20 protein-coding genes are annotated in these 15,940 nt (G+C 67.8%); 17 read left to right on the top strand and 3 right to left on the bottom strand.

Annotated elements, in window-relative coordinates; all coding sequences use genetic code 11:
- Positions 1-634 precede the first annotated feature (634 nt).
- The 3 genes from FOJ82_RS01135 to FOJ82_RS01125 all read left to right on the top strand — a co-directional run bounded on the left by FOJ82_RS01135 (position 635) and on the right by FOJ82_RS01125 (position 2,531).
- The gene (locus FOJ82_RS01135; protein ID WP_073185908.1) at positions 635-1,078 is read left to right on the top strand and encodes a hypothetical protein; all 444 of its coding nucleotides are present in this window, start codon (positions 635-637) and stop codon (positions 1,076-1,078) included.
- A 613-nt stretch (positions 1,079-1,691) separates the two neighbouring features.
- Entirely contained in the window at positions 1,692-1,958 is a 267-nt protein-coding gene (locus tag FOJ82_RS01130; protein WP_143936624.1) for a hypothetical protein, read from the top strand.
- Between the two features lie 150 nt (positions 1,959-2,108).
- Complete coding sequence (locus FOJ82_RS01125) at positions 2,109-2,531, top strand: HIT domain-containing protein (RefSeq protein WP_143936623.1); 423 nt, start codon at positions 2,109-2,111, stop codon at positions 2,529-2,531.
- Positions 2,532-2,820: 289 nt separating this feature from the next.
- On the opposite strand, the gene FOJ82_RS01120 is transcribed toward FOJ82_RS01125, so the two are convergent.
- Positions 2,821-3,399, bottom strand: a complete 579-nt coding sequence (locus FOJ82_RS01120; RefSeq protein ID WP_143936622.1) for a hypothetical protein — start codon at positions 3,397-3,399, stop codon at positions 2,821-2,823.
- Positions 3,400-3,541: 142 nt separating this feature from the next.
- Between FOJ82_RS01120 and FOJ82_RS01115 the strand changes: the two genes are divergently transcribed.
- The 6 genes from FOJ82_RS01115 (at position 3,542) to FOJ82_RS01085 (ending at position 6,978) form a co-directional block, all read left to right on the top strand.
- Positions 3,542-3,985, top strand: coding sequence for a hypothetical protein (locus FOJ82_RS01115; protein WP_143936621.1), 444 nt, complete (start codon positions 3,542-3,544; stop codon positions 3,983-3,985).
- Between the two features lie 158 nt (positions 3,986-4,143).
- A complete protein-coding gene (locus FOJ82_RS01110) occupies positions 4,144-4,467 on the top strand; it encodes a DUF1990 family protein (protein WP_185975566.1) in 324 nt (107 codons plus the stop codon).
- Positions 4,468-4,647: 180 nt separating this feature from the next.
- Complete coding sequence (locus tag FOJ82_RS01100; RefSeq protein ID WP_143936618.1) at positions 4,648-4,995, top strand: hypothetical protein; 348 nt, start codon at positions 4,648-4,650, stop codon at positions 4,993-4,995.
- Positions 4,996-5,064: 69 nt separating this feature from the next.
- Positions 5,065-5,460, top strand: a complete 396-nt coding sequence (locus tag FOJ82_RS01095) for a GntR family transcriptional regulator (RefSeq protein WP_143936617.1) — start codon at positions 5,065-5,067, stop codon at positions 5,458-5,460.
- Positions 5,417-6,175, top strand: coding sequence for an ABC transporter ATP-binding protein (locus FOJ82_RS01090; RefSeq protein ID WP_246099674.1), 759 nt, complete (start codon positions 5,417-5,419; stop codon positions 6,173-6,175). Before FOJ82_RS01095 ends, FOJ82_RS01090 begins: the two co-directional genes overlap by 44 nt.
- Positions 6,160-6,978 (top strand): hypothetical protein, encoded by an 819-nt coding sequence (locus FOJ82_RS01085; RefSeq protein WP_143936616.1) that lies wholly within the window; start codon positions 6,160-6,162, stop codon positions 6,976-6,978. Before FOJ82_RS01090 ends, FOJ82_RS01085 begins: the two co-directional genes overlap by 16 nt.
- Before the next feature lie 13 nt (positions 6,979-6,991).
- On the opposite strand, the gene pdxH is transcribed toward FOJ82_RS01085, so the two are convergent.
- A complete protein-coding gene (gene pdxH / locus FOJ82_RS01080; RefSeq protein WP_143936615.1) occupies positions 6,992-7,657 on the bottom strand; it encodes a pyridoxamine 5'-phosphate oxidase in 666 nt (221 codons plus the stop codon).
- A 90-nt stretch (positions 7,658-7,747) separates the two neighbouring features.
- On the opposite strand from pdxH, the gene FOJ82_RS01075 reads away from it, so the two are divergent.
- From FOJ82_RS01075 to FOJ82_RS01065, 3 genes are read left to right on the top strand one after another with little or no spacing between them, the layout of a single operon-like run.
- A complete protein-coding gene (locus FOJ82_RS01075) occupies positions 7,748-8,590 on the top strand; it encodes a DUF3097 family protein (RefSeq protein ID WP_143936614.1) in 843 nt (280 codons plus the stop codon).
- A 46-nt stretch (positions 8,591-8,636) separates the two neighbouring features.
- Entirely contained in the window at positions 8,637-9,191 is a 555-nt protein-coding gene (locus FOJ82_RS01070) for a DinB family protein (protein WP_143936613.1), read from the top strand.
- Between the two features lie 42 nt (positions 9,192-9,233).
- Positions 9,234-10,007: an inositol monophosphatase family protein gene (locus FOJ82_RS01065; RefSeq protein WP_143936612.1), complete on the top strand. Its 774-nt coding sequence runs from the start codon at positions 9,234-9,236 to the stop codon at positions 10,005-10,007.
- Position 10,008: 1 nt separating this feature from the next.
- Here the strand turns inward: FOJ82_RS01065 and FOJ82_RS01060 are convergent, their stop codons facing one another.
- Positions 10,009-10,848, bottom strand: coding sequence for an MBL fold metallo-hydrolase (locus FOJ82_RS01060; protein ID WP_143936611.1), 840 nt, complete (start codon positions 10,846-10,848; stop codon positions 10,009-10,011).
- 101 nt (positions 10,849-10,949) lie between these two features.
- Between FOJ82_RS01060 and hrcA the strand changes: the two genes are divergently transcribed.
- The 5 genes from hrcA to FOJ82_RS01035 all read left to right on the top strand — a co-directional run bounded on the left by hrcA (position 10,950) and on the right by FOJ82_RS01035 (position 15,940).
- Positions 10,950-11,963, top strand: coding sequence for a heat-inducible transcriptional repressor HrcA (hrcA, locus tag FOJ82_RS01055; RefSeq protein WP_143937359.1), 1,014 nt, complete (start codon positions 10,950-10,952; stop codon positions 11,961-11,963).
- A gap of 10 nt (positions 11,964-11,973) precedes the next feature.
- Complete coding sequence (gene dnaJ / locus FOJ82_RS01050) at positions 11,974-13,140, top strand: molecular chaperone DnaJ (protein WP_143936610.1); 1,167 nt, start codon at positions 11,974-11,976, stop codon at positions 13,138-13,140.
- Positions 13,137-13,871, top strand: coding sequence for a 16S rRNA (uracil(1498)-N(3))-methyltransferase (locus tag FOJ82_RS01045; protein WP_143936609.1), 735 nt, complete (start codon positions 13,137-13,139; stop codon positions 13,869-13,871). The genes dnaJ and FOJ82_RS01045 overlap by 4 nt, the downstream gene beginning before the upstream one ends.
- A complete protein-coding gene (tgt, locus tag FOJ82_RS01040; RefSeq protein ID WP_143936608.1) occupies positions 13,868-15,094 on the top strand; it encodes a tRNA guanosine(34) transglycosylase Tgt in 1,227 nt (408 codons plus the stop codon). Before FOJ82_RS01045 ends, tgt begins: the two co-directional genes overlap by 4 nt.
- Positions 15,095-15,160: 66 nt before the next feature.
- Entirely contained in the window at positions 15,161-15,940 is a 780-nt protein-coding gene (locus FOJ82_RS01035) for an NAD-dependent epimerase/dehydratase family protein (protein ID WP_143936607.1), read from the top strand.

The following is a 15,940-nucleotide window of genomic DNA, read 5'->3' as shown; positions in this document are numbered from 1 at the left end:
CTTCCCCGCCCGAATTGCTGTAGCCTTCTTGGCCGCAGCGGGAATCATGCTGACGGTCCCTACCCTCTCCCACTTACTCCTCGGAGGCCCTAACGAGACGCCGTTGGCGTGGTCCAGCCTTTCGCTGGCTTGCACTGCTCTGGCAGCTGTAGCCGGGGTCACGTTGCTGGCTTGGCGTCCGCCGTCTGGATGGGCGACCGTCTTGGCCGTGGGCGTGACGGCTGCGGCGATGACTCTACTTCCGATCAGCATGCTGTGGGATGATCGAGGGTGGTGGGGAGCACTCGTTTTCTACCTTGTGGTCTATGGGGTTTACTTCGCAATCGTCCCGGCTTTGATGACTGCGGCTATCGTGCTCCATGGCCGTCACGGCCTGCGCTTACGCAGGCCGGTGCGCGCTTCGAACTAGCAGGATCGGTGGTTGCTGCGTCCGGCGAGCACTCCATGGTGTTTGCAGCCGGGGATCCGAGAGTCTCTCCAGGGGGCGATGTCGATCCAGCCCCGCCGGATAATCTGGAAAAGCGCGGATCTGCCGCAGCCGTGCCGATCTACGGACGTCCGGAACTGCCGCATACCCCTTCTATGCAGTGCGGGGTCCGTCCCGGTGGGTGCGGCGTTCTGAGATGATCCTACGATGAAGCGCTGGCTGGGCATGGCCTCCCTAATCGTCGCGGCAGGGGGCGTCGTGGTGATGCTTCTCCCGACGATGGAACTGCGGTGGGGCGTTGACCCCGCACTCGGACTCGAGCCGACGGTAACGAGGCACTCGTGGTTCGACCCACTTCTTTTCGGCGTAGCTCGTTTCGATGCGCCGCTTGCGCTGTTGGCAGGGATAGCGGGGTTCTTCCTGCTCGTCTTGAGTGTGCGCAGGGGCCCGCCCTCGTGGCTCGCGGTTGGATTCTTGATCGCGGGGACGGTCGTGCCTCTACTCGGGTTCTGGGCCTTCGGGAGTCTCGGGTGGATTGCGCTGTTGGCGCCAACTGCGATGGCAGCCAGTGCCGCGGCGGCGATTATCTCCCGTGGCTTGGCCGAGGCTGAAGCCACCGTTCTCCAACAACATCTCCGCTCCGAACCCTGAGCGGACATGCACTCTATTAAACGCGCGCACATGCCGCAGCGTGGGCGGCACTCACTAGCAATCGGCCACGAGCGGGCGGATCCAGACTGCTTCTGGGTGACCGCCGTGGCGTTCATCAATACGCCTTAGAGTGATGCCATGTGGGCTGAGGTTGCGAGTTTCGCGGTGGGACTGCTGGCCGGCCTTGCTGCGACGCTCGTCGAGCCTCTGAACCGCTTGGTCGGTCGCGTTGGACGCAAGACTGCGCGGGACCGTGGTCTAGCAGTCCACGTCGAGACCGATCCTGCAGTGATCTGGGCTGGCACGCCGGACTGGGTTCCATTTCAGTTCTGTTTCCCCACTGGCTTGCCTGATGAGCCGCCGCCTGGCGAGTCCGCGGGAGTGGCGTCGGTGGGCGTCCAGCCACGGAGGTTATGACCTTTGGGAGAGTGTCGTTCGTCTCACCCTGGTGGGAACGGCGCCCGTCGCCGTGGTGGTCGAGACGCCAGTTGTAACGGTCACCTCCGAACCGCACCACTCATGCGTCAAGGTTGTGCGACCAGTCGGAGGGGCAGACATTACCCCTCGGGCCTACACCGTGGACCTAGACAGTTTCGGCCACCGGAATCCAGTTGTGAACCTGGAGGATCAGTCTGGCTCGGTTCGGCACGACCCGCTGTCCTTCTCGCTGGGACGCAATGGGGTGGAGCAGTTCCTGCTTCGTGTTCAATCTGCGAACCCCTACCAGTATTCCTGGCACGCCCGCCTGCCAGTACTCATCGATGGCACACGTGAGTACGTAGAGGTCAATGACCAAGGCGCCCCCTTCCTCTTCATCGGTGGCGATCTGACAAACGGAAACATCTGGGATGGCCAGAAATGGACGCCGTACACTTTTTGAGAGAGTTCGTTCCACATCGCCGTCACGCGAACGCGCGCTCAAGCCGCGAAGCGTTGCGCAGCTTTGTCGCGATCACCCGGGGGTCGACTACGCCACCAGCAGTTCACCAAACCGGGATTGGTGCCGCAGCGGTGGGATAGGCTCTCGCGCATGTTTGCTGGGTCGTGCGTGTTCTGCGGTCTCCTAGCTGGGGAGGGACCAGCAGAGTGGCTTGTCCGAGAAGACCGGGCAGCAGCGCTGCTCCCATTGCCCGAGACTCGACTAGCTCCTGGGCACACCCTTGTGATCAGCAACGCCCACGCGGTCGGAGTTCAGGACGCCTCCTTGGCGGACCTGCACGCGACGATGTCCCTGGTGCGGCGTGTCTCCCGAAGCATGGCAACGACGATGGGCGCACTGGGCGTGAATGTGCTGAACGCCAGCGGCCCGGGATCAGACCAGTCCGTGCCCCACCTGCACTTCCACGTCGTGCCTCGGTGGCGAGGTGACGCACTGGACACTTGGCCTACCGAACGGTCCACCCACAACCCGGCCCCCGATTGGCTGCGGGACCTGCGGGCGGAACTCGATTGATTTCGCCTGGCGCGTCGGGCTCTCTAGGGCTTGCAGGCCAAGTGTCCACCCATGATACGGAGACCGGAGCGGCCGTTGACTTGGACCTTGGCACTCCACGCGCGTCATGCCCAAATGCGCGACCGCACCACCGAAGCTGCCGCAGACGTTCCGAATGCCCGCGCCGGCGCAACATGCTTCCAAGCGAGCTTCGAGCATCCGGATTTGCCGCGGTGTGCGAGGGTAGCCTTCCGGCTTGCCTGGCACCCGAGCGCGACCGCCCTCAATTGCCGCGCAGAGTGAGGAAGTGTTACTTGTCTTCTTCGAGGGTCTGGCAGTCGCTTGTGAGGGCCATTTTCAGCCCGGAGGTCGCGTTGCGATCGTAGAGTTCACCGTCGACCCGATATGTGATGGTCTGGCTGTGGACCCGTCCGGTCTCGGCCCCGTCACGAGACAGACCGAGCGCCAGATGAACATCGGCCCCTGGCGCGATGACGTACCCGGCCACCGATTGCCGACCGGACCACAACTCGGGACTCTCCTCCGCCGGAGCGCGCATCACGCCCACTCCCAGCATGGTTCCGTCATCGAGTTGCACCGCAGGCACGGCGAAGGCATCGCTCATCATGATGTGATCATGCTCCCCAAGGCGGACGTCCTTCAGCGTGATCGGGCTTTGCCCCGGATTCGAAACCGGGATACCGAACCAGTACGGCTCAGCCTTCCCGGGAAGAACCCCTGCGCATACCGCATTGGTGCCATCTGGAACTGCAAGGACGGCAGCGCCTCCGGTGCAGCCAGCGAGGACCAGTGCTACGGTGACACACTCGAGGATGCGGATCAGTTTCCCCTGCTTCATAAGCGAACGATAAGCCAGCACCGTCGTCATCCGGCGCCTGGGTCTGGATAGTCCTCAATTCGGGCGGGGTTGTTTTATTTGGACGTCCGGACTTGCTGCATCCAGAGCGGGCTTCCGCCTAGGAAAGTGAAGGGCCGCCCCGGCTGGTGTGCCGTAGTGGCAGGATCGAACAATGAAGCGCTGGCCAGGCATAGTCGCCCTAGTGGTGGCGGTGGTGGGTGTCGGCGTGATGCTGCTCCCGACGATGGAGATGCACTGGGGTGTTGACCCTGCTCTGGGAGTGGATCCACCGGTGTCGAGGCATTCTTGGTTCGACCCGATTCTGCCCGGCTGCGGCCATTTTGATGCACCGCTGGCGCTCTTGGCAGGAATGACGGGAGTCCTGCGGCTGGGTGGGAGTGTCCGACGGGGTTTGCCCTCAAGGTTGGCCGTTGGCTTCCTCGTCGCATCGGCTGCGTTGCCATTGCTCGGCTCTTGGGTCTTTGGGAGCCCCGGTTGGATTGCGCTGATGGCGCCGATCGCCATGGGGATCAGTGCTGCGGTCGTGGTCCCTTGGCGTCGGCACCTGCAGACGAATGCCACCTCCCTCGAAACGCATGCCCGCTCCGAGCTCTGAACAGAGCCGCCCGCAGGGATGCGCGCACATGCCGCGGTGTGCGAGGGTAGCCTTTCGGCTGCCTGGCGCCCGAGCACGACCGCCCTCAATTGCCGCGCGGTGAGCCAGTCAACCGTGTCAGTAACGGATGCCCTTGCTGTTGTGTAACGATGCTGTCCGTGACCGACGAAGCCCTGTCCAGCAAGGAGACCAAGAGGCTGGGCGATGCCGATTTCACATACGGCGAAGTCGGCGCCACCCAGAGCGAAACCCTGCCCGGCAACTACGATCACCTTCGCCGCGTTCGCATCCTCGGGACCGGAGCCGATCGGTTCGAACAGGCCGTTCGCATCCTGATGTCTTGGGACATGCATCGCATAGCGGGAATTCGTGTTCGCACCTCCAGCAAGCACGCGGTCCCCGGGGCCGTAGCCGTCCTTCTGCTGGGCCGGGGCAGCCTGAGCCTGGAGGGCACCAGTGCGTGTCGTGTACGTCATGGATGAGCCACACCGGAAGGGATTCGCCTACGGCACCTGGTGCTGCCGGCACAGGCTGAGTTGGGGGCTTTCTACACGGTCCGCCACGCCGCCCCGGACACGTCCCTTTGGTACTCCCCGGACGATCTTTACGCAGCCGCCGAGGCTTGGGGGCGAGATGGTCGATCCGCCTATGTCCAGGCGCGCGTGACGTTCGATGTCGTCTGGCCGATCGTGTACGGGTTCTTCCTGCTGACGACGCTCGCCTGGGCCTGGGCGCGAGGGACGGCTGCTGGGAGCCGGTGGCGAGCGGTGGGCCTGCTGCCGGTCGTGGCGGTGGCTCTGGACTACGCCGAGAACGTCTGCACCGCGACGGTGATGGCGCGCTATCCGGCCCGGACGCCAGTGCTCGCGGAACTGGCGCCGATCTTCACCGCCGGCAAGTGGCTCGCCCTGTCGGCCAGCTTCCTGCTACTGGCGATCGGGTCGATCATCGCCGTCCTGGCTCGATGGCGCAAGGGTGCTTCGCGCCCGCCCGGGTCGCAGGACCGTTGAACAGATCAACGCCGCGTGCTACTGTATTAAGTACCTAGTACAGCAACACAACACGCGAGGAGGTGCCCCGTGGACTTCGACAGCACCCAACCGATCTGGCTCCAGCTGGTCGCCGAGTTCTCGCGTCGGATCGCCGTCGGGGTGTGGCCGGCGGGGGAGCGGGTCGCGGGCGTCCGTGAACTCGCCGCGGACCTGGGGGTCAACCCCAACACGGTGCAGCGCGCGTTCGCCGAGCTCGAGCGGGACGGCCTCGTGCGCTCCGAGCGGACCGCGGGTCGCTTCGTCTCGGACGACCAGCAACTGGTCTCCGGCCTGCGACGGCGGCTCGCGACGGCGGCGGCCGACGACTTCGTACAACGCGGGCGGGGGTTCGGGATGAGCCTCGACGACGCCCGCGCACTACTTGAACAGAGGTGGAGCAATGACTTCGACAATCACCCGCCCAGTACCGGAGGGGAGCGATGACGCCATGACCGGCAACGCCATCGAGGTCCGGGGGCTGACCAAGACCTACGGATCCCTGAGCGCGCTCGACGCTTTGGACCTGAGCCTGCCGTACGGGCAGGTGGTTGGGCTGCTCGGCGAGAACGGCTGCGGCAAGACCACGCTGCTGAAGGTCCTGGCCGGTCTCCTGCAGGACCACGAGGGCAGCGTCGAGATCGCCGGGGCCCCGCTCGGCCCGGAGTCCAAGGCCCGGGTCAGTTTCCTGCCCGACGTGAGCTTCCTCCCCGACGGCGCGAGGGTTGCCTACTGCCTCGACCTGTACGGCGACTTCTTCGCCGACTTCGACCGCGCCCGCGCCGAGGACCTCATCGGGTTCTTCGGTCTCGAGCGGTCGATGAGGCTGGGGCAGATGTCGAAGGGGATGCGAGAGAAGGTCCAGATCGCACTCGCCATGTCACGCAAGGCGCGCGTCTACCTGCTCGACGAGCCGATCTCCGGCGTCGACCCCGCAGCCCGGGACGTCATCGTCCAGGGGATCCTCCGTAACCTCCGGGAGGACTCCCTGCTGCTCATCTCCACCCACTTGGTCCACGACCTGGAGCCGGTGCTCGACGGCGTGGTGATGATGCGCCACGGCAAGGTCCTGCTCACCGGCCAGGTCGACGACCTGCGCGCCCGGCACAACAAGTCCATCGACCAACTCTTCAAGGAGGTCTACTCATGGTCGGCAAATTGATCAAGCACGAGGCCATCCGCACCAGGGGCATGCTCGCCACGGTGTTCGGGGCCGCCACCCTGCTGGCAGTCATGGGGGCGCTGCTGGCCGCCACCCAGTGGCCGGTGGTCGCCCAGTTCGGCCTCGTCGTCTCGGTGCTGGGTGCGGTCGGGGTCGTGCCCGCGACGCAGCTGGCACTCGCCTTCGACTACTGGCAGACCGGGTACCGCCGGATCGGCTACTTCACGCAGACGCTGCCCGTGAAGGGCTCCACCATCTACTGGGCCAAGCTGGCGTGGGGGACGCTGGTGGTGGTCGCCTCGGTGGCCCTCGCCCTGCTGCTCGGCGCGATCACGTTCATGGGCAACGCCGGCTCACTGGGCCACGCACCGCTGGACCTGTTCTCCATGGTCGGCCAGTGGTGGACTGACATGGCGGCCGTGATGCCGTGGTGGGGCTGGATGGCCGCACCGCCGGCACTGCTACTGCTGGCGACTTTCAACCTGCTCCAGTACTACTTCGCCGCGTCCGTGGGCAGCGAGAAGCGCTTCGGCTCCCTCGGCCTCGGTGGCCCCGTACTGGTCTGGTTCGTCCTGTACGTGGTGCTCCAGATCGTGCTGATCGGATTCATGCTGATCCCAATCGGGCTCGGTGTCGAGGGCGGCGCCCTCGCGCTGGTCTCCGAGAACTACCTCGCGATGGTGCTCGACGGCGCTGATCCGGCCACGGTGCCCATCGGGTTCCTGCCCGGGTTCCTGGTGGCGGCCGCCGTGCTGGTGTGGCGCACAGTGGTGTCCTGGAACGGAAAGGTGTCGCTCGTCTGAGGTCGCTCGGCACTCACGGGCACAGCCGGGTGACCTCCCAGCCCCTGTCGACCGTCGTGAACACGATCCGGTCATGGAGGCGGGAGGTCCGCCCCTGCCAGAACTCGATCTCCTGCGGGACGACGACCAGGCCGCCCCAGTTCGGCGGGCACGGCACCTCCTTGCCCTCGAAGCGTCGCTCCGCCTCCGCGACCCTGCCCTCCAGCTCCTCCCGGGAGCGGATCGGCGAACTCTGTCGCGACGCCCAGGCCGCGACCTGGGAGCCCCTCGGCCGCATCGCGAAGTACTCCTCGGAGACCGAGGCCGAGGTCCGACGCACCGTCCCGTCGATGCGCACCTGACGGTGGAGCTCCGGCCAGTGGAAGTGCAGGCTGGCGCGGGCGTTCTCGTCGAGGTCGCGACCCTTGGCGGAGTCGTAGTTGGTGAAGAACATGAACCCTGCCGTGTCCCAGCCCTTAAGCAGGACCACCCGGTTGCGCGGCTGCCACGTGCCGTCGGCCGTGGGGTGCGCGGTCGCCAGCGTCATGGCTGCGGCCTCGAACAGCTTCCCCGCGTCCTGCGCGTCCGTGGCCTCGTCCATCCAGTCCGCGAAGAGTTCGAACGGGTCGGCGGCACGGCCGTCGTCGAGGGTCGAGGAGTCGTAGTTGATCCGGCGGTTCCTGAGGTCGTGCACGCTCATGGGCCCCAGTCTGCTCCCAAGTCGCGGCAATCACGGGAGGCGGGGTGGCGTTCCGCCGAATACCGTTCCCGAGGGCCTAGCCTTCTTGGGGTGAACCGCTACTCCCAAGACGTCCTGCGCCCCGGCTGGCAGAAGGCGCACCTCAAGCAGACCCGCGACGTGGGTGTCGAGAAGGACATGGTCGTCGAGTTCGACGACTTCGTCGGTGCGGTCGTCGGCTGGGAGAACGGCATCGTCGTGCTGGAGGACCGCAGGGGCAAGCGCCGCAGCTTCCCGTTCGGGCCGGGCTTCCTGCTCGAGGGGCAACCCGTGGCGCTGCGCCCGCCGCTGCGAAACGTCCCCAAGAAGCAGAAGTACACCGCGTCCGGCTCCCGTGCCTCCGCCGCGCCCGAACCCGCTCGGACCGCGCTGCCCAGCCGCATCTACGTGGAGGGCCGCCACGACGCCGAGCTCGTCGAGAAGGTCTGGGGCGACGACCTGCGCCACGTGGGCGTGGTCGTCGAGTTCCTCGGCGGGATCGACGACCTCCCCGACGTCGTGGCCCAGTTCCGCCCCGAGCCCGGCCGTCGCCTGGGCGTGCTCGTCGACCACCTCGTGCCCGGCAGCAAGGAGTCCCGCATCGTGGCTCAGGTCCACAAGGCCGGGTTCCGCGACGTCGTGCTGGTGGAGGGCCACGAGTACATCGACGTCTGGAACGCCGTCCGACCCGCGCGCGTCGGGCTCAAGAAGTGGCCGGACATCCCACGCGACGTCGACTTCAAGAAGGGCACGCTCAAGGTGCTCGGGCTCCCACACGCCGACCAGAAGGACATTGCGCAGGGCTGGCAGGCAATCCTCGCGCGGGTGGAGTCCTGGCGGGACCTCGAGCCGCGCTTCAACACGCTGGTGGAGAAGCTCATCGACTTCGTGACCCAAGACCACGTCGGTCCCTGATCCCGCCGGGTGGCATTGTTGGGGCCCCGACCGGAAGGAGCCCGAGATGACCGACCTCGGACAGGAGAAGACCGAACTCCTCGACATGCTGGACCTGCGCCGCAACTTCCTCCTGAGGACGGTGGAGGGCCTCACCGACGAGCAGGCCTCCGCCACCCCCACGGCCTCCACGCTCTGCCTCGCGGGCCTGGTCAAGCACGTCACGGCGAACGAGGCCGGCTGGGTGGACTTCATGCGCCACGGCCCCGCCGCCAAGGCCGACGAGGACTGGGGCGCGATCGACTGGGACGCCATCGCCGACGGCCGCCAGGAGATGCCCGCGTGGCTGGCCGAGCAGCAGGCCCAGTGGCGGCTCGCCGACGGCGAGACCCTGACAGATCTGGTGGGCTCCATGAACGAGCAGGCGGCCCACACCCGGATCGTCGTGACCGACCTAGACCTGGACCGCAAGCACGACCTGCCCGAGGCTCCCTGGTTCGAGACCGGCGCCCAGTGGTCCAACCGGGAGGTGTTGCTGCACCTCATCGGGGAGACGGCGCAGCACGCCGGCCACGCCGACATCATCCGGGAGACCATCGACGGCCAGCGGACCATGGGCTGAACCGAAATGCCCTCACCGGGCACCCGACGCTAGGGTTGCAACATGGATACCGCCGCCGTCCTCGAACTGATGCAGGAGACCGCCGAAGAGGTGATCAACCCCCGCTTCCGCGCGCTCGCCGACACCGACGTCGAGACCAAGAGCCACGCGTCGGACTTCGTGACCGTCGCCGACAAGGAGGCGGAGGTGATGCTCACCGAGCGGCTGAGGGCGGCCAACCCGGACGCCGTGGTGGTGGGGGAGGAGGCGATCTTCGCCGAGCCGGAACTCCGCGAGAAGCTCAACAACGCCGACCACGCCTTCATCATCGACCCGATCGACGGCACCGCGAACTTCGTGCGAGGCAAGGACGAGCACGGCATCATCATCGCCGAGACGCGCGCCGGGATCACCACGCGCGGATGGATCTGGCAGCCCCAGACGGGACGTGCCTACGTCGCCGAGCGGGGCGCGGGGGTCCGCATGAACGACGAGGTCATCATCCCCGACAGGCCGGACCGGCTGCCCCAGGGCGCCACCTCCAAGGACGCGCTGCAGGGCTTCGACGGTGGCGGCCGGCTGAGCCCCACCGTGCACACCAAGTTCGCCTGCTGCTTCGACTACCCGGCCGCACTGCACGGCGAGTACGACTTCATCTACTACACCAACATCATGCCGTGGGACCACCTCGCCGGGGCACTGATGCTGACCGAGAACGGCGGGGTGAGCCGCACGATGGACGGCCTGGCCTACACCGTGCTCTCGCGCAGCAAGGGCCTCATCGTGGCCAACGACATCCTCGTGTGGATGACGGCGCAGCAGAACTGGCGCCTGTGACCTAGAGCCCCATGATGGGCAGCTGGGTGCGGGGCTTGACGCCCTTGGCTTCGAGTTCCGCGTAGATCAGCGGCAGCGCGACGGCGAGGGTCTCCTCGCTGAACGGCCACTCCGCCGCGGCCGCGGCATCCTCCAGCTTGGTGCCCTGCTGGATCAGGGCCTCCGTGGTGCCGTAGAGCATGCCCACCTCGGCGCGCTGGATGAAACCGAAGTTGCGCTCCACGACGTCGCCGTGGCCCGGGACGAACCGCGTCGAGGCCCGCGATGCACCGAGCACCCCGTCCAGGGCGGTGGGCCAGTTGCTGATGTTGGAGGTCTCGTCGAACTGGGGGTCGGAGCCCTGCTCCAGCATGTCGCCGGTGAAGGTGAGGTCCTCGTCGGGTACCAGCACGAACGCGTCTGCCCCGGTGTGGCCGCCGCCGAAGTGGACGATCTCGACGCGGCGCCCGCCCAGGTCCACGGCCTTCGCGATCGAGAAGGTGACGGTGGGACGGGGAAGCTCCGCGAGCCCGAGCTCCGTGGCCCGGGCGGCCGTCTCGCCCGAGGGAGCGGTCTCCAGCAGGTTCTCGTGCGCGATGCTCACCAGCTCCGGCATCCCGGCGATCCCGAACCAGTGGTCCCAATGGTTGTGGGTCACCACGACGTGGGTGACCGGCACCCCGGCGCGTGTGCGCGCGGACGCCAGCAGCGCGGCGCCCTGTGCGGGCGACGAGCCGGCGTCGATGAGCAGTGCCCTCTCGTCGCCCACCACCAGCCCGACGTTCACGGAGGCCGGCTCCAGGGTGGTGAGGAATACGTTGGGGGTGAGTTCGCGCCAGTTGATGGTCTCGCTGTCAGGCATGCCCGCCAGCTTATGCCCTCCGCGATTCGCCCCTCCCGCGCGGCGGAACTACACTGGCACTCGCATGCCCTGAGTGCCAGAATCGAATCCCGGAGGTGAACATGCTCGACGACCGCAAGCTGGCCGTGCTGCGAGCCATCATCACCGACTACGTCGACCGGCGGGAACCGGTGGGCTCCAAGGCGCTGGTGGACCGCCACCGACTCGACGTCTCGTCCGCCACCGTGCGCAACGACATGGCCGTGCTGGAGGAGGAGGGCTACATCACCCAGCCCCACACCAGCGCCGGCCGCATCCCCACGGACAAGGGCTACCGCCTGTTCGTGGACCGCCTCGCCAGCGTCAAGCCGCTTTCGGCGGCAGAGCGTCGGGCCATCTCCACGTTCCTCTCCGGCGCGCTGGACATGGACGACCTCGTCACCCGCACCGTGCGGCTGCTGGCGCAGCTCACGCGGCAGGTGGCCATCGTGCAGTACCCGGTGGCCCAGCGCGCGGTGATCCGGCACGTCGAGCTCGTGCCGCTGACCGGCGAGCGGCTGCTCGTGCTGGTGGTCAACTCCACCGGCAAGGTCGACCAGACGGTCGTCGAGCTGCCCGTACCGGACGAGCGCATCCTCGCGCCAATCCGCGCCAAGCTCCTCGAGAGCCTAGTGGGGCAGTCCACGCCGGACGCCGCCCAGGTCCTGGGCAGGATCCTGGACGAGTTCCCGCCCGCCGACCGCGCCCTGGCCGCGCCCCTCGTCGCCACCCTGCTCGAGCTGCTCGGGCCTGGCCACTCGGCGCACGTCGTCGTGGCTGGGGTTCCGAACCTGGCGTCGTTCGACTCCGGCTTCCAGAGCAATTTCCGCCCGCTGCTCGAGGCGCTGGAGGAGCAGGTGGTGCTGCTGCGGCTCCTCGACGAGGCGGCCGGTGACGACGTCACCATCCGGATCGGCCAGGAGAACCGGGCCGAGGGTTTCCAGACCACCTCGCTGGTGGCCTCGGGCTACGGTTCCGAGGGCGAGCTGACGGCCAGCCTCGGTATCGTCGGTCCCACCCGCATGGACTACCCATCAACCATTGCATCCGTCCGCGCCGTCGCGCGGTACGTGAGCCGATTCCTGACGGAAGGCTGAACCCACCCGCATGAGCAAGGACTACTACGGCATCCTGGGCGTCGAGCAGGACGCGACGGCCGAGCAGATCAAGAAGGCCTACCGCCGACAGGCGATGAAGGTACACCCCGACGTCGCCCAGGGCGACGACGCAGCGGACAAGTTCAAGGAGCTCAACGAGGCCTACGAGGTCCTGAGCGACCCGAACAAGCGCGCCGTCTTCGACCGCGGCGGCGACCCGATGTCCAACCAGGGCGCCGGCTTCTCCGGCTTCGGGGGTGGTTTCGCCGGCGGGTTCGACTTCTCCAACCTCGTCGACGCCATGTTCGGCGCCCAAGGCACCCGCGGCCCCCGTTCTCGTGTGCGCCAGGGCCAGGATGCGCTCATCCGGGTCCGGCTGCAGCTGCACGAGGCCGTCTTCGGCGTCACCAAGTCCATCAAGGTGGACACCGCCGTCGTCTGCCCGAAGTGCCAAGGACGCGGCGGCGAGCCCGGCTCCGAGCCCGTGACCTGCGTCACCTGCGACGGCGCCGGCGAGGTCTCGCAGATCCAGCGCAGCTTCATCGGCGATATCCGCACGTCCCAGCCCTGCCCCACCTGCCGCGGCTACGGCACCACCATCCCGCGACCCTGCGGCGAGTGCTCCGGCGAGGGCCGTGTCCGCTCCGTGCGCAACATCTCCGTCCGCATCCCCGCAGGCGTCTCCACCGGCATCCGCATCCACCTCGAGAGCCAGGGGGAGGTCGGCCCCGGCGGAGGACCCGCCGGTGACCTCTACGTCGAGGTCCAGGTGGCCGAGCACGAGACCTTCAGGCGCGACGGCGACAACCTCGAGATGGTCGTCAAGCTCCCGATGACGGCGGCTGCGCTCGGCACCACCGTCGACGTCACCACGCTCGAGGCCGAATGGGAGAACTCCGACGTGGCCGACCGCAAGGTGGCCGTCGAGGTTCCCGCCGGAACCCAGTCCGGCACCCGCATCGTCATCAAGAACCGTGGCGTCCCGAGGCTGCGCGGCGGCGGTCGGGGAGAGCTCGGCATCACCTTCCTCGTCCAGACCCCCACCAAGCTCGACGACCGCCAGCGCGAGCTGCTCCGGGAGTTCGCAGACGTCCGCAAGGAGCGTCTCGACGAGGTCGAGGCACACAGCGGCGGCAAGGGCGGCGTGCTCGGCTGGCTGCGCGAGGCGTTCAAGTGAGCCTGCCCCTGTTCCTGGCCGAGCTGGCCGGCGTCGTCGTCGGTGGCACTGCCACGGTGACGGGGGACGAGGCGCGCCACGCCGTGGCGGTGAAACGGATCCAGGTGGGCGAGCACGTGCTGCTCTCCGACGGCGCCGGCCGCACGGTCACCGGTGAGGTGGTCACCGCCGGCAAGCAGGAGCTCGTGGTCCGGGTGGACCAGGTCGAGGACGCGCCGCCGCCGGCCCTGGAATTCGTCGCCGTGCAGGCGCTCGCCAAGGGTGAGCGCTCGGAGCTGGCCGTCGAGATGCTCACCGAGGTGGGCGTTCGCCGGATCCTCGCCTGGCAGGCCGCTCGCTCGATCGTGCGGTGGCAGGGGGACAGGGCTGCGAAGTCGCTCGCCAAGTGGCAGTCCACGGCCCGCGAGGCCATGAAGCAGTCCCGCCGCACCTTCCTGCCCGAGGTCACGGCAGCGGGCACGAAGGACGTGGCCGAGCTGCTCGCCGCGGTCGACCTGGCCCTCGTGCTACACGAGGACGCCACCGAGCACATCGCCGCCGTCGACCTGCCCGAGGAGGGCCGGGTGGCGGTGGTCGTCGGACCCGAGGGCGGGATCTCCCCGGAAGAACTCGAGACGTTCCGGCAGGCCGGAGCCCGCACCGTGCTGATCTCCGACGGCGTGCTGCGCACCTCGACGGCCGGCGCCGTCGCCGTCGGACAGCTCGAGGCCCTGGCCAGGAGACCACGATGAGCTTCGGCTTCGAGATCACCGGCCGGCTGGAGGGCCACGGCCGCACCGGCACCATCACCACCCCGCACGGCAGCATCGAGACGCCTGCCTTCGTCGTCGTCGGGACCAAGGCGACCGTCAAGGGGGTGCTGCCCGAGCAACTCACCGACCTCGGCGCACAGGCGGTGCTCGCCAACGCCTACCACCTGTACCTGCAGCCGGGGCCGGACATCGTCGACGAGGCCGGGGGACTCGGCGCGTTCATGAACTGGCAGGGCCCAACCTTCACCGACTCCGGCGGCTTCCAGGTGATGAGCCTCGGCTCCGGGTTCAAGAAGGTCCTCGCGATGGACACCGCGGGACTGGCCGACGACGACGTCGTGGCCGAGGGCAAGGCGCGGCTCGCGCACGTGGACGACGACGGCGTCACCTTCCACTCCCACCTCAACGGGGACAGGCACCGGTTCACGCCGGAGGTCTCGATGGGCATCCAGCACCAGCTCGGGGCAGACGTCATGTTCGCCTTCGACGAGCTGACCACGCTGATGAACACGCGTGCCTACCAGGAACTCTCCGTGGAGCGCACCCATGCCTGGGCCGTCCGGTGCCTGGCCGAGCACGCACGGCTCACCCGCGAGCGCTCGGACAAGCCGTACCAGGCGCTGTTCGGAGTGGTCCAGGGCGCCCAGTACGAGGACCTGCGCCGAAGCGCGGCTCGTGGGCTGGCCCAGCTCGAGGTGGACGGGCAGTCCTTCGACGGGTACGGACTCGGCGGCGCCCTGGAGAAGCAGAACCTGGGCACCATCATCGGCTGGATGGCGGACGAACTCCCCGAGGACAAGCCCCGCCACCTGCTCGGCATCTCCGAGCCCGACGACCTGTTCGCCGCGGTCGCGGCCGGCGCCGACACCTTCGACTGCGTCAACCCCTCCCGCGTCGCCCGGAATGCTGCCATCTACACCGCCGACGGCCGCTACAACGTCAACACCGCCAGTTCGCGCAGGGCGTTCAAGCCGCTCGATGACGGGTGCGACTGCTACACCTGCGCGCACTACACCCGCGCCTACCTGCACCACCTGTTCAAGGCCAAGGAGATCCTCGCCTCCACGCTGGCCACGATCCACAACGAACGCTTCACGGTCCGGCTCGTCGACGACATCCGCGCCGCTGTGCGCGCGGGAGACTTCGACGCCTTCCGGACCGAGTTCCTCGGCCGGTTCTACGCCGAGCGCTCCCGCTCCTGACGAGGGCCCGTCCTTGCCGTCGGATGGCCTCCACTAGTGTGGAGGCGAGCCGAGGAGAGGAACACGATGGGGAAGCGACGCGTACTGATCACCGGGGCCACGGGCGGCATCGGCGCAATGCTCGCCCTGCGACTGCGGGACGACTACGACCTCGTGCAGCAGGGCCGGACCCCGAAGGACGAGCGGCAGGAGGCGGAGCTCCGCATCGCCGACCTTGGCGAGTTCGATGACTGGCCCCCGCTGATGGAGGGGGTCGACACCGTCGTCCACCTGGCCGGCGCCGCCTCGCCCGAGTCCGAGTGGGACACGGTCCTGGAGGCCAACATCGTGGGCACCCGCAACGTGCTGGAGGCCGCGCGGTTGGCCGGGGTGCGCCGCGTCGTCTACGCCTCCTCGAACCACGCGATGGGCATGTACGACAGGCGCGAGCAGTGGCCGGTCTACCCGCACCACCTCCCGCGGGGCGACTCCTTCTACGGGGTTTCGAAGGGCTTCGGGGAACTGCTCGGACGCTACTACCACGACGAGTACGGGCTCGACTTCATCTCGCTGCGCATCGGCTGGGTCACCGACGACCCTATGAGCGCCGACGAGGAACTCCTGCGGGCGATGTGGCTGAGCCCCGACGACGCCGAGCAGGTCATCCGCCGGGCCATCGAGGCCGAGACCACCTACGGGCTGTTCTACGCGATCTCCGACAACCCGAACCGGCGGTGGGACCTGACGAACACACTGCTGGAGCTGGGCTACCGGCCCGCGGACTCCTGGACCGAGTTCCGCGGTGCCTCCGAGGACGTGGTCGAGGGCGGCGCCACCGTCCGCGACTCCTGGCCCGAAGGATCCTGA

This window comes from Tessaracoccus rhinocerotis (genome assembly GCF_007197885.1).
GTDB classification, from domain to species: domain Bacteria; phylum Actinomycetota; class Actinomycetes; order Propionibacteriales; family Propionibacteriaceae; genus Arachnia; species Arachnia rhinocerotis.
Note: the sequence above shows the minus strand (reverse complement) of the source record. Positions and strands in the feature narration are given on the sequence as shown.